14 protein-coding genes are annotated in these 15873 nt (G+C 71.2%); 10 read left to right on the top strand and 4 right to left on the bottom strand.

The window, feature by feature from the left end:
• Nucleotides 1–37: 37 nt before the first annotated feature.
• From IF04_RS0111190 to IF04_RS0111175, 4 genes are all read right to left on the bottom strand, one after another.
• Nucleotides 38–418: a peptidase inhibitor family I36 protein gene (locus IF04_RS0111190; RefSeq protein ID WP_030254189.1), complete on the bottom strand. Its 381-nt coding sequence runs from the start codon at nucleotides 416–418 to the stop codon at nucleotides 38–40.
• A 99-nt stretch (nucleotides 419–517) separates the two neighbouring features.
• Nucleotides 518–1948: a protein kinase domain-containing protein gene (locus IF04_RS0111185; RefSeq protein ID WP_030254188.1), complete on the bottom strand. Its 1431-nt coding sequence runs from the start codon at nucleotides 1946–1948 to the stop codon at nucleotides 518–520.
• Nucleotides 1945–2688, bottom strand: a complete 744-nt coding sequence (locus tag IF04_RS0111180) for a hypothetical protein (protein ID WP_030254187.1) — start codon at nucleotides 2686–2688, stop codon at nucleotides 1945–1947. Before IF04_RS0111180 ends, IF04_RS0111185 begins: the two co-directional genes overlap by 4 nt.
• 172 nt (nucleotides 2689–2860) lie before the next feature.
• Nucleotides 2861–3619 carry an RDD family protein gene (locus IF04_RS0111175; RefSeq protein ID WP_030254186.1) on the bottom strand — a complete coding sequence of 253 codons (759 nt, stop codon included), beginning with the start codon at nucleotides 3617–3619 and terminating at the stop codon, nucleotides 2861–2863.
• A gap of 367 nt (nucleotides 3620–3986) precedes the next feature.
• Between IF04_RS0111175 and IF04_RS0111170 the strand changes: the two genes are divergently transcribed.
• From IF04_RS0111170 to IF04_RS0111125, 10 genes are all read left to right on the top strand, one after another.
• A complete protein-coding gene (locus tag IF04_RS0111170; RefSeq protein WP_030254185.1) occupies nucleotides 3987–4841 on the top strand; it encodes a bifunctional methylenetetrahydrofolate dehydrogenase/methenyltetrahydrofolate cyclohydrolase in 855 nt (284 codons plus the stop codon).
• A 49-nt stretch (nucleotides 4842–4890) separates the two neighbouring features.
• Nucleotides 4891–5319: a DUF3017 domain-containing protein gene (locus IF04_RS0111165; RefSeq protein ID WP_030254184.1), complete on the top strand. Its 429-nt coding sequence runs from the start codon at nucleotides 4891–4893 to the stop codon at nucleotides 5317–5319.
• A 179-nt stretch (nucleotides 5320–5498) separates the two neighbouring features.
• The gene (locus IF04_RS0111160; RefSeq protein WP_030254183.1) at nucleotides 5499–6623 is read left to right on the top strand and encodes a helix-turn-helix domain-containing protein; all 1125 of its coding nucleotides are present in this window, start codon (nucleotides 5499–5501) and stop codon (nucleotides 6621–6623) included.
• A 406-nt stretch (nucleotides 6624–7029) separates the two neighbouring features.
• Complete coding sequence (locus IF04_RS0111155; RefSeq protein WP_030254182.1) at nucleotides 7030–8019, top strand: malate dehydrogenase; 990 nt, start codon at nucleotides 7030–7032, stop codon at nucleotides 8017–8019.
• 263 nt (nucleotides 8020–8282) lie between these two features.
• Nucleotides 8283–9791 (top strand): aldehyde dehydrogenase family protein, encoded by a 1509-nt coding sequence (locus IF04_RS0111150; RefSeq protein ID WP_030254180.1) that lies wholly within the window; start codon nucleotides 8283–8285, stop codon nucleotides 9789–9791.
• A 217-nt stretch (nucleotides 9792–10008) separates the two neighbouring features.
• Nucleotides 10009–11571 (top strand): GMC family oxidoreductase, encoded by a 1563-nt coding sequence (locus tag IF04_RS0111145; RefSeq protein ID WP_030254177.1) that lies wholly within the window; start codon nucleotides 10009–10011, stop codon nucleotides 11569–11571.
• Entirely contained in the window at nucleotides 11571–12698 is a 1128-nt protein-coding gene (locus tag IF04_RS0111140; RefSeq protein ID WP_030254175.1) for a quaternary amine ABC transporter ATP-binding protein, read from the top strand. Before IF04_RS0111145 ends, IF04_RS0111140 begins: the two co-directional genes overlap by 1 nt.
• Nucleotides 12698–12877: a hypothetical protein gene (locus IF04_RS0111135; protein WP_030254173.1), complete on the top strand. Its 180-nt coding sequence runs from the start codon at nucleotides 12698–12700 to the stop codon at nucleotides 12875–12877. The genes IF04_RS0111140 and IF04_RS0111135 overlap by 1 nt, the downstream gene beginning before the upstream one ends.
• Nucleotides 12874–14868 carry an ABC transporter permease gene (locus tag IF04_RS0111130; protein WP_030254171.1) on the top strand — a complete coding sequence of 665 codons (1995 nt, stop codon included), beginning with the start codon at nucleotides 12874–12876 and terminating at the stop codon, nucleotides 14866–14868. The genes IF04_RS0111135 and IF04_RS0111130 overlap by 4 nt, the downstream gene beginning before the upstream one ends.
• Before the next feature lie 2 nt (nucleotides 14869–14870).
• On the top strand, nucleotides 14871–15863 hold the full coding sequence (locus IF04_RS0111125) for an ABC transporter substrate-binding protein (protein ID WP_030254168.1): 993 nt from the start codon (nucleotides 14871–14873) through the stop codon (nucleotides 15861–15863).
• The last annotated feature ends 10 nt before the right edge of the window (nucleotides 15864–15873 follow it).

The raw sequence follows: 15873 nt of genomic DNA, 5'->3' as shown, positions 1-15873 counted from the left end.
GGCGGAGCGCTCCGCCGGGCCCGTACGCGGTGGCCGCTCAGCAGCCGCTGCGCCACCGCACGGCGTCGACGGTGTAGTCGAGGCCGCTGCGCCACGAGCCGGGCGCCAGACAGGTCCAGTCGTTGCTGAACCGCTTGATCTTCGCGTGGTCCCGCGGGTGGCTGGTGTCCCCGTTGTTCCACATCGAGCTGATGTGCTTGTAGTTGCGGTTCGTGTTGGCCCAGATCTTGTAGACCTTCCCCTGGCCGTGCGGCTTGGTGTACAGGCACACCGCGCCCTTCGGGCAGTGCTTCCAGCCCTTGGGCGCCGCGGCCTGCCCGGCCGCCTCCGCCGGTGCGGCCGCCCCCGCCGGAGCCATGGCGATCGTGCCCACGGCCACCGCCGCCGTCGCCACCGTCATCGCGATCCTGCGCATCATGGTCGTACGTCCCTCCGTTGACTGCCACCCCCGTGATGGCATGCCCTCACCATCCCGGAGCGGATCGACGGCCGGTACCTCGGAACTCTCAGGGTGCGCTCAGCAGCTCTTGACCCACCGGTGGGAGCGGAGTTTCTCCTGGCCGGCCGGGAGGTCCGTGCGGCCGAGGCGGCTGATGCAGCCCTGCCGGCCGCGGAAGTCGTCGCCGGGGTAGTACGAGACGGCCGTGTACGAGCCGTCGACGCCGTTGTTGAACACCGAGCGCGGCGGCGTACTGCCGCTCCAGGGACAGGAGATGGTGCCGGTCCGCCAGTCCTCGTCGAAGCCGAACCAGCTGCACATGTCGCCCTTCCCGGTCGACTCGGTGAAGAAGCAGACGTGCCCCTTCTTGCAGCGGTCGTAGCCGGCCGGGGCCTTGCTTTCTTGGGCGGCTCCGGACGCGCCGCCCAGCAGCAGCGCGGTGACCCCCGCGGACGCGGCCATCAGCAGCAGGGCGGCACCGCCCGCGGCGACGGCCCGGCGCAGACGTCGACGGGGGGCCGGTGCGTGGGCGGCGGTGCCGGCCGCCTCCTTCGTACGGCGCAGCAGTGACGGGGCGTCATGTGCGGCGCGCTCCTCGTGTGTCGGCGCCAGGCAGTCGCGGACGATCTCCCGCCAGGGGGACGGCAGCGCGGGCGACAGCCGCAGGCCGCCGCGGCCCTGCGCATAGCTCAGCACGGCGTCCCGGCGGGCCGCGGGCGTGCCGCCCGGGAAGGGCGGGGTCCCGGTGAGGACGAGGTGGGCGAGGACGCCGAAGGCCCAGATGTCGGCGCTCTGCCGGACGAGCCTGCCGCGCTCGCCGATCTCGGACCACAGCAGCTCGGGCGGGGTGTAGTCGGGGGTGGAGAAGGCGGGGGAGTAGGCGTGGGTGCCCTCCAGCTCCGCGGCGAGGTTGAAGTCGGCGAGCCGGACGGTGTCGGGCGCGACGGCGTCGGCCGCCCCGCTGCCGGCCGCGGCGGCGGACCCGGCGCCCTGGGCCATCAGCAGCACATTGCCGGGCTTGAGATCGCCGTGCACCCAGCCCGCGCCGTGCAGTTGGGCCAGCCCCTCGCAGATCTGGACGAGCAGCGTCCCGGCGCCGGGCAGCGGGCCCGGTGCCACCAGTGAGACGAGTGAGAGCAGCGCGGCCAGGGAGCTCTCGGCGCGTTCGAGGACCAGGACGGTGGCGCCGTCGAGGTCGGGGCACTCCGGCGCGTCGACGGTGAGCGCCTCGTACATCCGGATCAGCCGCGGCTGCCGGCACCTGCGGTGCAGGGTGAGTTCACGCTCGGCGAGGTCCCGCAGATGGTGCAGCTGGCGGGGCGTACGGGTGCCCGTGGGCAGGAACTTCAGGGCGGCCTCGGCGGGTTCACCGGCTGCGCCACCGTCCACCGCCCGCGCCGCGTACACACTGCCGAACGCCCCCGAAGCGATCGGCTCTCCCACTTCCCATCGGCCGATGCGGAACCCGGCCGGCACGGGGACCGCGACACCGGATCGTGGATCCGTCATGCCGTCAGCACCCCATCCAGTACGCCCAGTTCGTTCTCGCGTACGAGGTCGAAGCGGAGCGCGAGGGAGACCACGGACTCCTTCTTGCCGTTCAGCCGCGGGCCGCAGTCGGCGGACTCCGGCGGCTGTTTGAGGCGCAGCTTGACCGCGAGATAGTCGATGTTCCACTGCACGGCGGCCCGCCCGGCGGCCGGCCAGACCGGCCGCAGCCGCTCGACGATCTGGTCCGTGGTGGGCAGCGGGGCGTGCGGCGCGCCGCTCAGCCGCGGTTCGCACAGCGCGGCCAGGACGAGGAAGTAGCGCTTGGTGCGGTCGAGCGGGAAGGCGAGGGCGGTGACCTCGCCGCCGTCGGAGCCGGCGAGCGGGTCGGCGTAGTCGTGCCGCGGCGCCCAGACGTCAAAGGTCAGCAGCTCATCGGCGGCGGGCAGGACGACCCGCGCGAACTCGAACGGGACCGGCGCCCCGATCCGCCCCGGCGCGACCTTGATGTGCTCGCCCGCGCCCTCCGGGTTCTCCACGACGTAGGTCTGCCGGGCGCTGTGGTTGGTAAGCGTCCAGTACGCGCCGGTGGCCGTGATCTCCCCGGCCGTACGGGAGACCCCGCAGTGCGGGATGGTCAGTTGGCGGCCACCGTCAATGCGCCGTTCCGAACGGCCGAACCCCAAGATCTCGCCCGGCTCCAGCCGGATCTGTTCCCCGCTCCCGCCACACGGCGAGGGCACCACGATGATGCTGAACATGAGCCGTTCCTTCCCCCGGTGGATCAGCGGAAGGGTAACGGCGGAGAGTGATCGAAATCAGCCTGACATGCGGATTCTGTTACGGAGTGTGACACGAGGGGTGCGGGTGGGCGAGGGGCGCATGGCGAAGGCCCCCGCCCGCAGTGCGGACGGGGGCCTTCGGTGAAGCCGGTTACTTCTTGATCACCACGGTGCCGGCGGCACGGTCGTGCCAGCCCTGCAGCTTCCCGCTGTTGTCGAAGAACGGCGACAGGTAGGTCAGCAGCATGCCGATGTAGCAGAGGAAGGCACCGACCATCGGGATGATGTAGCGGATGAAGCCCGCGCCGACGCCGGGGACGCCGCCGGTGGACTCCTTGACGACGCGCAGGCCGAGCGCCATCTTGCCGAAGGTGGCGCCCTTGATGCCGATCATCAGCCACTCGTAGAGCAGCATGAAGAGGGCGAAGATGCCCAGGATGCCGAACATGACGGCGACACCGCTGCTGGCCTGGGCGGCCGCCTCGTTCATGCAGGCGTCATAGCCCGGGTCCATGTAGCTGCCGCACTCCTCGGCGGCGTTGCCGGCGATGCCGACGACGCTGCCCATGCCGGCGACCATGGCGATCGTCATGATCACACCGACGATCACGCCGTCCAGCAGTCGCGCGAGGAAGCGCTGGCCCATCGTCGCGAGCAGCACCGGGCCGCTGACGAGGTTGATGTAGCCGTTGTTGGCCTGGACGGAGCTGCCGGGGGGCTGCTGCTGGCCGTACGGCTGCTGCGGCGGGACGCCCGGCGCCTGCTGCGGGTAGCCGTAGCCCTGCTGCGGGGGGACGCCCTGGGGGGCCTGCTGGGGGTAGCCGTAGCCGGGCTGGCCCTGCGGCTGCTGGGGCGGCTGCTGGCTGTAGGGGTTGTTCGGGTCGCCGGCGGGGGGCGGAGGGTAACTCACGGAAGCTTCCTTCGGGCGGGGACGTGGCGGGCCGACGGTTACTACGGGAAGCCACCGGACCGCCCCCGCGACCATGCCGCGTGAGCTGTGAAGAGTGCTTGGTGTTCTCCCCCGAGCGTGCTGCCGTCACATTCGGCCCCTCCTGCGACCACAGCACGTGTCGCAACATCGTGAAGTCCGGATAAAGACTTTGTCCAGCGGAGGAGAGGCCGTAGTCCCCAGGTGATCCCGATATGTGCTGTTCCTGTTACCGAGAAAGGACAGCTCTGTCGTCCGTTCGCGACAACCAACGTGCCTCTACGCGCGTCGACTCCCGAACCCGGCCCTGATTGGTACCCCGGCGCCGTCATCCGGGAGGATAGGAGCCATGAGCGCCCAGATTCTCGATGGCAAGGCCACCGCCGCCGCGATCAAGTCCGACCTGTCCGCCCGCGTGGAAGCGCTGAAGGCCAAGGGTGTCCAGCCGGGTCTGGGCACCATCCTGGTCGGCGAGGACCCCGGCAGCCAGAAGTACGTCGCGGGCAAGCACCGCGACTGTGCCGAGATCGGCATCGCGTCCATCCAGCGCGAACTGCCGGCCACCGCGACCCAGGAGGAGATCGAGGCGGCCGTCCGCGAGCTGAACGAGGACCCGGCCTGCACCGGCTACATCGTCCAGCTCCCGCTGCCCAAGGGCATCAACGAGAACCGCGTCCTGGAGCTGATCGACCCGGCCAAGGACGCCGACGGCCTGCACCCGACCAACCTCGGCCGCCTGGTGCTCAACGAGGCGGCCCCGCTGCCCTGCACCCCGAACGGCATCCTGCGGCTGCTGCGCGAGTACGGCGTCGAGATCAAGGGCGCCGAGGTCGTCGTGGTCGGCCGCGGTGTGACCATCGGCCGCTCGATGCCGCTGCTGCTCACCCGCAAGTCCGAGAACGCCACGGTGACCCAGTGCCACACCGGCACCCGGGACCTGGCCAAGCACCTCAAGGAAGCCGACATCATCGTGGCCGCGGCCGGCTCGCCGCACCTGATCAAGCCGGAGGACGTCAAGGAGGGCGTGGCCGTCCTGGACGTCGGCGTCAGCCGGGACGAGAACGGCAAGATCGTCGGCGATGTGCACCCGGGCGTGCGCGAGGTGGCCGGCTGGGTCGCCCCGAACCCGGGTGGCGTCGGCCCCATGACCCGCGCGATGCTGCTGGTCAACGTCGTCGAGGCCGCCGAGCGCGCGGCCGGCTGAGCCGCGGGCGGGCCGACGACGGTACGGACGACAGAAGGGCAGCCAGCGCATGAACGCCGGAGCGCACTCGGACGGGGTGTCCAGGCCGCAGCGCCTCACGCGACGCTTTCCGCTGATCACGAAGGACACCGCGCGGCCGCAGGGCGGCGGGCGCGCGGCGGGTGGCGACGCGCCGGCGCCGGTCCGGCAGTGGCCGCTGCTCACGGTGATCGGCGGTGTCGCGCTCGGGCTGCTGGTGCTCTCCTTCGACGCCTTCCGGGCGGGGACCCTGCTGATCGGGCTGTCGCTGCTGGCCGGCGCGGTACTGCGGCGGGTCCTGCCGTCCGTCGGCATGCTCGCCGTGCGGTCGCGCTTCACGGACATGGCCACGTACGGCGGGCTCGGCTTCGTCATCGTGATGCTGGCGCTCATGATCCAGCCCAAGCCCTGGCTGTCGCTGCCCTTCCTGGACGACATCGTCCACTTCACGGTGCGCTGACGGCAGGGGTCGAAGGCCCCGCGCGCGTAAGGGAAGTGAGGGTTCCGTACGTGCCCCGCGTGCGGAGGCGCGTGTCCAAAGCGTGAACGCTTCCCTGCGCCCTCTCCATGGGAACTGGCATCCTGGCTGCCGGCATCCCAACGGGTAGCCGCAGCAGTTCGGGGGGATAGGGGGAGGCAATGCCTCGCTGGAGGGCGCTACCGGAGGAACTCGATCCGCAAGTGCGGGAGTTCGCCGGACAGTTACGCAGGCAGGTGGAGCGCAGCGGCCTGAGCATATCGGCCGTCGCGGACCGTACCGGCTACAGCAAGACGTCGTGGGAGCGGTACCTCAACGGGCGGCTGCTGCCGCCGCAGCGCGCGGTGGTGGCGCTGGCCGAGGTGACGGGCGCGCACACCGGCCATCTCACGACCATGTGGGAGTTGGCCGAACGGGCGTGGAGCCGCTCGGAGATGCGGCACGACGTCACGATGGAGGCGATCCGGGTGGCCCAGGCGCGGGCCGCGCTCGGCGAGTTCGGCCCGGCGCCGGACGAGCCGAAGGGGGGCCTCGGCAAGCGATCGGGGGTGGCCGCCGCCCCGGCGCGCGGCGAGCCGGAAGCGCCCGTCGCGTCGCAGGCACCCGCCGCCTCGGAAGCGCCCGGCGTGCCCGCAGCGCCCGCGGCGCCGAGACTGCCGCACCAGCGCGTCGGCCCGCCGCCCGCCCCGCCCGCCCCGCCACCCACGGCACCGCCCACAACTCCGCCCACAGCGCCGCCCGCAGTCCCCGACCCCGAGCGCCGCCGTCGTATCACCATGTTCGTGACCGGCGTCGTCGGAGCGCTGCTGCTGATCGCCGGTGCCGTGCTGCTGCTAGGTGGCGGGGGCGGCGGGCAGCAGGCGAAGCCGGCGCCCGCGCCCACCGAGTCCGCGGCGCCCGACCTGCCGGCCGGCGTGAAGTGCAGCGGCGCCGGCTGCACGGGCAAGGACCCCGAGGAGATGGGCTGCGGCGGCACGCACGCCACGACCCCGTCCCGGGGCGTCATGGGCGGCGCGCTGATCGAGGTCCGGTACAGCAAGGTCTGCGGTACCGCCTGGGCCCGCCTCACCGGCGCCGCGCAGGGCGACCGCGCCACCGTCACCTCCGGCGGCCGTACGGAGGAGGCGAAGGCGGGCCGGGACGGCTCGGCGTACACCGCGATGGTGCGGGTCAGCGGCGCGCCGGAGAAGGTCAGGGCGTGCGGCACGACGAACGCGGGCTACCAGAGCTGCACCGAACCGGAAGCCGCTGCGGGCACCGCGTCGGCCCCCGCCACCGCGCCCTGACCGCCCCGGCGCGGGCCCCCGTTGGACCGTTCGGGCGTACCGCGGAACCGTGGGCATGACCCGGCCGGAACGGGGCAGGCGCCCGGTCGACCCCCCACGGGTGTGGCACCGCCCGGCGGCCGTTCGCGCTCCCCTCCTTGTCGCGGGCGGCCGCTTCCCGTCCGCCGCGGGACGGCTGGGTGCCCTCGTCCGGGTGGCCGGTGACCTGCGGGGTGACGGCCGGTGAGGAGTTACACACCGGCCTGTCACCGGTGGGGCGCCGCCGTCCGATAGCCTGACGCCCGGGTCTCTTGATACCGAGATACATCGAGGGGCTCCGTATACATGGGCAGGGACACCCACCGCCCACCGCAACATGGTGGCTCTGGGGCTCGCCCCCAGAAAAAACACGCCGCAGGAGATCGCCATGACCCGCACTCCCGTCAATGTCACCGTCACCGGCGCCGCCGGCCAGATCGGCTACGCACTCCTCTTCCGCATCGCTTCCGGTCACCTGCTCGGTGCCGATGTGCCGGTCAAGCTGCGCCTCCTGGAGATCCCGCAGGGCCTGAAGGCCGCCGAGGGCACCGCGATGGAGCTCGACGACTGCGCCTTCCCGCTGCTCCAGGGCATCGAGATCACCGACGACCCGAACGTCGCCTTCGACGGCGCGAACGTCGCGCTGCTGGTCGGCGCCCGCCCCCGTACCAAGGGCATGGAGCGCGGTGACCTGCTGGAGGCCAACGGCGGCATCTTCAAGCCGCAGGGCAAGGCCATCAACGACCACGCGGCGGACGACATCAAGGTCCTGGTCGTCGGCAACCCGGCCAACACCAACGCGCTGATCGCCCAGGCCGCCGCGCCGGACGTGCCGGCCGAGCGGTTCACCGCGATGACCCGCCTGGACCACAACCGTGCGCTCTCGCAGCTCTCGAAGAAGACCGGTGTGCCGGTCTCCGAGATCAAGAAGCTCACGATCTGGGGCAACCACTCCGCGACCCAGTACCCGGACATCTTCCACGCCGAGGTGGCCGGCAAGAACGCCGCCGAGGTCGTCAACGACGAGCAGTGGCTGGCCGACGAGTTCATCCCGACCGTCGCCAAGCGCGGTGCGGCGATCATCGAGGCCCGTGGCGCCTCCTCGGCCGCCTCGGCCGCGAACGCCGCCATCGACCACGTCCACACCTGGGTGAACGGCACCGCCGCCGGCGACTGGACCTCGATGGGTATCCCGTCGGACGGCTCCTACGGCGTGCCGGAGGGCATCATCTCCTCCTTCCCGGTCACCACCAAGGACGGCAAGTACGAGATCGTCCAGGGCCTGGAGATCAGCGACTTCTCCCGCGCCCGCATCGACGCCTCGGTGCAGGAGCTCGTCGAGGAGCGCGACGCGGTCCGCGGCCTGGGCCTGATCTGATCCGTTCCCCCTCGGGGGACAGCGCGAGCCCGTATCGCTCACTTCACGGTGAGCGGTACGGGCTCGCTTTTTTCTACCCCGCTGTAGACGACACCGATCCGCGAAAACGGGACAAGCTTGGGCAACTCGCCAGTAAATCCGTGACCCCGGTCACCTTCCGTGAAGTTTTGCGCATGAGGACCGGATAAGGGGGGAGGGGTCGATGTTGCTGGTGTGAACCAGCGGGCACAAGACGGCAAGTGAAAGTGGAAGGCTGAGCGGACGTGTCGGCAATCGAGACCATTCACGTAGACGGGGTGTGGCGCGCCGCCGCATCCGACGCCACGCGGGAGGTCCTCGACCCCGCCGATGCGACGGTGCTGGCGACCGTGTCGGAAGGCGGCGTCGAGGACGTGGACGCGGCGGTCGCCGCCGCGTCCCGGGCATTCGGCGGCGGGGCCGGTGAGTGGCCGCGCACGGCCGCCGCCGAGCGGGCCGCGCTGCTGCGCCGCGTCGCGGACCTCCTGCAGCGGGACCGCGAGGAGATCGCGCTGATCGAGAGCCGGGACACCGGCAAGACCCTGGAGGAGGGCCGGGTCGACGTCGACGACGTGACCAATGCCTTCCGGTACTTCGCGGACCTCGTGATGAACGAGAGCGGCGGCCGGGTCGTGGACGCGGGCAGCGAGGACGTGCACAGCGTCGTCGTGTACGAGCCGGTCGGCGTCTGCGCGATGATCACGCCCTGGAACTACCCCCTGCTGCAGGCGAGCTGGAAGGTCGCCCCCGCCCTCGCGGCCGGCAACACCTTCGTGATCAAGCCCAGCGAGGTCACCCCGCTGTCCACCGTGCACCTGGTGAAGCTGCTGGTGGAGGCCGGTCTGCCGACCGGCGTCGCGAACATCGTCACCGGCGCCGGCGTCCCCGTCGGCCAGCGCCTCGCCGAGCACCCGGACGTGGACCTGTTCTCCTTCACCGGTGGCCTGGTCAGCGGTACGAAGGCCGGTGCGGCCGCCGTGTCCGGCGCCAAGAAGATCGCGCTGGAGCTGGGCGGCAAGAACCCCAATGTGGTGTTCGCCGACGCCTGTTCCACGGACGAGGAGTTCGACACCGCCGTCGACCAGGCGCTGAACGCCGCGTTCATCCACAGCGGCCAGGTCTGCTCGGCCGGTGCCCGCCTGATCATCCAGGCGTCGGTCAAGGACCGCTTCGTCGCCGAGCTGGCCCGCCGCGCCGAGCGCATCAAGCTCGGCCGGGGCACCGAAGAGGGCGTCGAGTGCGGCCCGCTCGTCTCCCAGCAGCAGCTCGACAAGGTCGAGGCGTACGTCGAGTCCGCGCTCAAGGAAGGCGCCCGGCTGCGCTGCGGCGGCTCGCGCCCCAAGCCGAGCGACGTCCGCCCCGAGGGCGGCTACTTCTACCAGCCGACCATCCTGGACCAGTGCCACCGCGACATGAAGGTGGTCCGCGAGGAGACCTTCGGGCCGATCCTGACGGTGGAGACCTTCACCACCGAGGACGAGGCCGTCGCGCTCGCCAACGACACCGAGTACGGCCTGGCCGGCGCGGTGTGGTCCGGTGACACCGCGCGCGCCCGCCGGGTCGCCGCCCGGCTGCGCCACGGCACGGTGTGGATCAACGACTACCACCCCTACCTCCCGCAGGCGGAGTGGGGCGGCATGGGCAAGTCCGGCATCGGCCGCGAGCTGGGCCCGGCCGGCCTGGACGAGTACCGCGAGAGCAAGCACATCTACGAGAACCTGCGCCCGGAGCCGGTGCGCTGGTTCGCGGGCTGACGAGCCCGCGGTGACCGGGCGGGCAGCGGCACCCCGCACCCGCCCGGCACCCGCAGCCCGCCCCTCCGAGCGGGCCGCCCCTGTATGCCAGGCCCGGCCCGCACCTGTACCTCCCGGCCGCGATGAAGCGGCCCAGCGGAACCGCAGCCCCGCCGAGCGCACCCGCTCCGAAGCACTGCGCAGCCGCTCGAACTTTGGAAAACACAAGGAGCTACCCATGTCTCCCGCAGCAGCGAAGAAGATGTCCGCGGACTACGTGATCGTCGGCGGCGGCACCGCAGGATCGGTGATCGCCTCCCGCCTGACCGAGGACCCCGACGTCACCGTCGCCGTCATCGAGGGCGGCCCCTCCGACATCGACCGCGAGGACGTGCTGACGCTGCGCAAGTGGCTCGGCCTGCTCGGCGGCGAGCTGGACTACGAGTACACGACCACCGAGCAGCCGCGCGGCAACTCGCACATCCTGCACAGCCGCGCCAAGGTCCTCGGCGGCTGCTCGTCGCACAACACCCTGATCTCCTTCAAGCCGCTGCCCTCCGACTGGGACGAGTGGGAAGAGGCGGGCGCCACCGGCTGGAACGCCAAGGCGATGGACCCGTACTTCGGCAAGCTCCGCAACAACATCGTGCGGGTGGCCAAGAAGGACCAGAACCAGATCGCCACGGACTGGATCGAGGCCGTCAAGGACGCCCTGGACGTCCCCGAGGTCGTCGGCTTCAACGACCAGCCCTTCGAGGAGGGCGTCGGCTTCTTCGACCTCTCCTACCACCCGGAGAACAACAAGCGCTCCTCCGCTTCGGTGGCCTATCTGCACCCGCACATGGAGGCCGGTGACCGGCCGAACCTGACGCTGCTGCTGGAGACCTGGGCGTACAAGCTGGAGCTGGACGGCACCACCGCCAAGGGCGTCCACGTCCGCACCAAGGACGGCGAGGAGATCTACCTGGAGGCCGGCCGCGAGGTGCTGGTCTGCGCCGGCGCGGTGGACACCCCGCGGCTGCTGATGCACTCCGGCATCGGTCCGAAGAAGGACCTGGAGGCGCTGGGCATCGAGTGCGTGCTCGACCTGCCGGGCGTCGGCGAGAACCTGATCGACCACCCCGAGTCGGTCATCGTCTGGGAGACCAACGGGCCGCTCCCGGGCAACTCCGCGATGGACTCCGACGCGGGCCTCTTCGTGAAGCGGGACCCGGACCACAAGGGCCCGGACCTGATGTTCCACTTCTACCAGATCCCCTTCACCGACAACCCGGAGCGCCTCGGCTACGAACGCCCCGAGCACGGCGTGTCGATGACCCCGAACATCCCCAAGTCCCGTGCCCGCGGCCGCCTTTACCTGACCTCCGCCGACCCCGAGGTCAAGCCCGCGCTGGACTTCAAGTACTTCGAGGACGAGGGCGACTACGACGGGCAGACCCTGGTCGACGGCATCAAGCTGGCGCGCAAGGTCGCGCAGTCCGAGCCGTTCGCCAAGTGGCTCAAGCGCGAGGTCTTCCCCGGCCCCGACGTCACCGACGACGCGGAGATCAGCGAGCTGGTCCGCAAGGCCGCGCACACTGTCTACCACCCCGCCGGCACCTGCAAGATGGGTGCCACCGACGACGAACTCGCAGTTGTCGACCCGCAGTTGAAGATCCGCGGCCTGAACGGTATCCGTATCGCGGACGCGTCCGTCTTCCCGACGATGCCCGCCGTGAACCCGATGATCGGCGTGCTGATGGTGGGGGAGAAGTGCGCCGAGATCCTCACCGAGACCCCGACCCAGGGAGGTGATGCGTGATGGCCAGCACCGTCGTCGACGCATCCGGCACCGAGAAGTCCACCGCCACGACCACCGGTTCGCAAGCCGAGCAGGACGCGGTCTTCGCGGTCCGCCACCTGTGGAAGGTCTTCGGACCCAAGGCCGAGAAGGTGCCCGAGGACGCCTCCCTCGCCGAGCTGTCCGCGCAGGAGCTGCGCGAGAAGACCGGCTGCACCGCCGCCGTCCGGGACGTCTCCTTCGACGTCAAGAAGGGCGAGGTCTTCGTCGTCATGGGCCTCTCCGGCTCCGGCAAGTCCACCCTGGTGCGCTGTCTGACCCGGCTCATCGAGCCGACCAGCGGCGACCTGGAGATGGACGGCGAGGACGTGCGTGGCATGGACCGGTCCGGGCTGCGCGAGCTGCGCCGGCACCGCGCCGCCATGGTCTTCCAGCACTTCGGCCTGCTGCCGCACCGCTCGGTACTGGACAACGTCGCGTACGGGCTGGAGATCCAGGGCGTCGGCAAGGCCGAACGCCGCGCCCGCGCCATGGAGACGGTCGAGAAGGTCGGCCTCGGCGGCCTGGAGCACCGCAGGCCCGGCCAGCTCTCCGGCGGCCAGCAGCAGCGCGTCGGCCTGGCCCGTGCGCTCACCGTGGACCCCGAGATCCTGCTCTTCGACGAGCCCTTCAGCGCGCTGGACCCGCTCATCCGGCGTGACATGCAGGAGGAGGTCATCCGCCTGCACAAGGAGGAGGGCCGCACGATGGTCTTCATCACCCACGACCTCGCCGAGGCCCTGCTGCTCGGCGACCGCATCGCCCTGATGCGCGACGGGAAGATCGTCCAGCTCGGCACCCCCGAGGAGATCGTCGGCTCGCCGGCCGACGAGTACGTCCGGGACTTCGTCCGCGACGTGCCCCGCGAGCAGGTGCTGACCGTGCGCCGCGCCATGCGGCCCGCCGAGTCCGGCGAGGCCGACGAGGGCGCCGCGCTCGCCCCCGACACGCTGATCTCCGACGCCATCGAGGCCGTGGCCCGCTCCGGCGGCGCGGCGCGCGTCGTCGAGGACGGCCGCTGCCTGGGCATCGTGGACCACGCCTGCCTGCTCAACGTCGTCGCCCGGCTCGACGAAGCGGCGCCGGACCACGGGAAGGCGGCCGCCTGATGCATCCCCGTACCGTCCCCACCGTTCCCGTGGCGCTGAACCTCAGAGCCCGCCCCGCGGCCGCCCGGCCGCTGACCCTGCGAGGGCTGCGTACCACGGCCCGCCGGTACTGGCACGAAGCGCAGCGCGCCGCCGCGCTGAACGTGCCCACCGGTACCGCGAAGCGGGGGCGCGTGTGAGTGCCGCCACGACCAGCCCCGCCACCACCGCACCGGGCACCGCCTCCGCGCGCACGGCCCGCGTCACCGCCTCCCTCCGCCACGGCGCCCTCGGCAAGCTGCTGATCCTCGCCGTCGCCGCGGCCGTCCTCGTCCCCCTCGCCAGTGCCAAGTGGGCGAGCGGCACCTGGCCGCACGCGCTGACCGTCGACCTCTCCGGTCCGTTCGGCGACGCCAGCACCTGGATCGTGGACAACCGCGATACGCACTGGTTCTTCGTCTACTTCCTCGGCCACCTCTCCAACGGCGTGGTCGTCTCCGTACGCGCCGTCTACCTCTGCCTCCTCGCCCTGGGCTGGACCGGCGTGACCGCCCTGGTCACGCTCGTCGCCTGGCGCGTGGCCGGCCTGCGCATCGCCGCCACCGCACTGATCTCCCTGCTGGTCAGCGGCGTGCTCGGGATGTGGGTGCCGACCATGCAGACCATCGCGCTGATGGTCGTCTCGGTGCTCGTCTCGATCGCCGTGGGCGCGCTGCTGGGCCTCGCCGGCGGCCTCTCGGACCGCATGTTCCGCCTGCTGCGGCCGGTCCTGGACACCATGCAGGTGCTGCCCGCCTTCGCGTACCTGCTGCCGTTCGTCATGGTCTTCGGCATCGGCGTCCCCGCGGCGCTGCTCGCCACCGTGATCTACGCGGCCCCGCCGATGGCCCGGCTGACCGCGCTCGGCCTGCGGGGCGCCGACGCCGGCGTTCTGGAGGCCGTCTCCTCGCTCGGCGCGACCGGCCGGCAGCGGCTGCTGACCGCCCGGCTGCCGCTCGCCCGCAAGGAACTGCTGCTCGGTATCAACCAGACGATCATGATGGCCCTGTCCATGGTGGTCATCGCCTCGATGATCGGCGCGGCCGGTCTCGGCGACCGCGTGTACCAGGCGCTGGCCTCCGTCGACGTCGGCGCCGCGCTCGCCGCCTCCATCCCGATCGTGCTGCTCGCCGTCGTCATGGACCGCACCACCGCCAAGGCCGGCGAGCGGCTCGGCGCCGACAAGAGCGCGGGCCCGTCCTGGCTGCGCGGCCGCCTCGTCTGGCCGGCCGTCGCCGTGGTGACCGCGCTCGCGGTGGTCGCGGGCCGGCTCACCGGCTCGCTGGTCTGGCCGACCGCTTCCGTGATCGACATCGCGCCGCCGGTGAACCACTTCAAGGAGTGGATGGTGGATCACATCTACTCCGGCATCCCCGTCCTCGGCGGCACCGCCGACTGGGCCGCGGGCTTCACCTCCTGGGTGCTCAACCCGCTCCGCGACGGCCTGACCGCGCTGCCCTGGTGGGGAGCGCTGCTGATCGTCGCCGCGCTGGCCTGGGTGATCGGCACCTGGCGCACCGCGCTGACCGCCACGGTCGCGCTCGCCGTCATCGGCGTGCTGGGCGTCTGGGTACCGTCCATGAACACCCTCTCGCAGGTGCTCGCCGCCCTGGTCGTCACGCTCGTCGTCGGCATCGGCGTGGGCGTGCTCGCGGCCGGCAGCGCCCGCATGGAGAAGATCCTCCGGCCGGTGCTGGACGTCTGCCAGACCATGCCGCAGTTCGTGTACCTGATCCCGGTGGTCGCGCTGTTCGGCGTGGGTCGCGCCCCGGCCGCAGCGGCGGCCGTCGTCTACGCGCTGCCCGCCGTCATCCGCATCACCACTCAGGGCCTGCGCCAGGTCAGCCCTGCCGCCATGGAGTCCGCGCAGTCGCTCGGCGCGACCCGCTGGCAGCAGCTCCGCCAGGTCCAGCTCCCGCTGGCCCGCCCCGCGCTGCTGCTGGCCGTGAACCAGGGCGTCGTCCTCGTCCTCGCCGTCGTCATCATCGGCGGCCTGGTGGGCGGTGGCGCGCTCGGTTACGACGTGGTCGCCGGCCTGTCCACGGGCGATCTGGGCCTCGGCATGATCGCCGGTATCGCGATCGTCTGCCTCGGCCTGATGCTCGACCGGGTGACGCAGCCGACGGACCGCCGCGCGGGGAAGGGAGCCTGACCATGACCCGGATACGGAAGCGGACCACGGCCGTCGGCGCCACGGCGCTGACCGGAGCCGTGCTGCTGGCCCTCAGCGGCTGCGGCAAGGCCGACATGACCAAGCAGACGTCGCCGTTCGCGGCGGCGGCCGGCACCAAGACGGTGACCCTCTCCACGCAGACGTGGGTGGGCGCGCAGTCCAACGTCGCGGTCGCCAAGTACCTGCTGGAGCACGAGCTGGGCTACCGGGTCGACACCGTCCAGGTGGACGAGACCCCGGCCTGGGACGCGCTCAGCCAGGGCCGCGTCGACGCGATCATGGAGGACTGGGGCCACCCCGCCCAGGAGAAGCTGTACGTCGACGAGAAGAAGACCATCGCCCGCGGCGGCGACCTGGGCGTCGACGGCCACATCGGCTGGTGGGTCCCCAAGTACTGGGCGGACAAGCACCCGGACGTACTGAACTGGAAGAACCTCAACAAGTACGCCAAGGAGCTGAAGACCGCCGAGAGCGGCGACAAGGGCCAGCTGATGGACGGCTCGCCGTCCTATGTCACCAATGACAAGGCCCTGGTGAAGAACCTCAAGCTGGACTACGAGGTGGTCTTCGCCGGGTCCGAGGCGGCCCAGATCACGCAGATGCAGCAGTTCGCCAAGGAGAAGAAGCCCTTCCTGACGTACTGGTACGCACCGCACTGGCTCTTCAACCAGCTCCCGCTGAAGGAAGTCAAGCTTCCGAAGTACACCGACGAGTGTGCGAAGAAGGGCGAGAAGGACCCGGAGTCGATCGACTGCGCCTATCCGACGACGCCGCTGCAGAAGTTCCTCAACGCCGACTTCGCCAAGGGCAACAGCTCGGCCGCGAAGTTCCTGAAGAATTTCAAGTGGACCACCGAGGACCAGAATTACGTCTCGGAGCTCATCGCCTCCCAGCATCTGCCCGCGGACGAAGCGGCCGCGCGCTGGGTGAAGAAGAACCCGGACGTCTGGAAGAAGTGGCTTCCGAAGAAGTGACACCCGCCGG

The organism is Streptomyces violens (assembly GCF_000717745.1).
Taxonomy (GTDB): Bacteria; Actinomycetota; Actinomycetes; order Streptomycetales; family Streptomycetaceae; genus Streptomyces; species Streptomyces violens.
This window is presented reverse-complemented; position numbering and strand designations above follow the sequence as displayed.

Bases quoted from the DNA above. Each gene is read 5' to 3' on its own strand.
- IF04_RS0111160 (WP_030254183.1), top strand. From the start codon at position 5,499: ATGCCTCGCTGGAGGGCGCTACCGGAGGAACTCGATCCGCAAGTGCGG.
- IF04_RS0111140 (WP_030254175.1), top strand. From the start codon at position 11,571: ATGGCCAGCACCGTCGTCGACGCATCCGGCACCGAGAAGTCCACCGCC.
- IF04_RS0111170 (WP_030254185.1), top strand. From the start codon at position 3,987: ATGAGCGCCCAGATTCTCGATGGCAAGGCCACCGCCGCCGCGATCAAG.
- IF04_RS0111180 (WP_030254187.1), bottom strand. From the start codon at position 2,688: ATGTTCAGCATCATCGTGGTGCCCTCGCCGTGTGGCGGGAGCGGGGAA.
- IF04_RS0111155 (WP_030254182.1), top strand. From the start codon at position 7,030: ATGACCCGCACTCCCGTCAATGTCACCGTCACCGGCGCCGCCGGCCAG.
- IF04_RS0111135 (WP_030254173.1), top strand. From the start codon at position 12,698: ATGCATCCCCGTACCGTCCCCACCGTTCCCGTGGCGCTGAACCTCAGA.
- IF04_RS0111190 (WP_030254189.1), bottom strand. From the start codon at position 418: ATGATGCGCAGGATCGCGATGACGGTGGCGACGGCGGCGGTGGCCGTG.
- IF04_RS0111165 (WP_030254184.1), top strand. From the start codon at position 4,891: ATGAACGCCGGAGCGCACTCGGACGGGGTGTCCAGGCCGCAGCGCCTC.
- IF04_RS0111125 (WP_030254168.1), top strand. From the start codon at position 14,871: ATGACCCGGATACGGAAGCGGACCACGGCCGTCGGCGCCACGGCGCTG.
- IF04_RS0111145 (WP_030254177.1), top strand. From the start codon at position 10,009: ATGTCTCCCGCAGCAGCGAAGAAGATGTCCGCGGACTACGTGATCGTC.
- IF04_RS0111185 (WP_030254188.1), bottom strand. From the start codon at position 1,948: ATGACGGATCCACGATCCGGTGTCGCGGTCCCCGTGCCGGCCGGGTTC.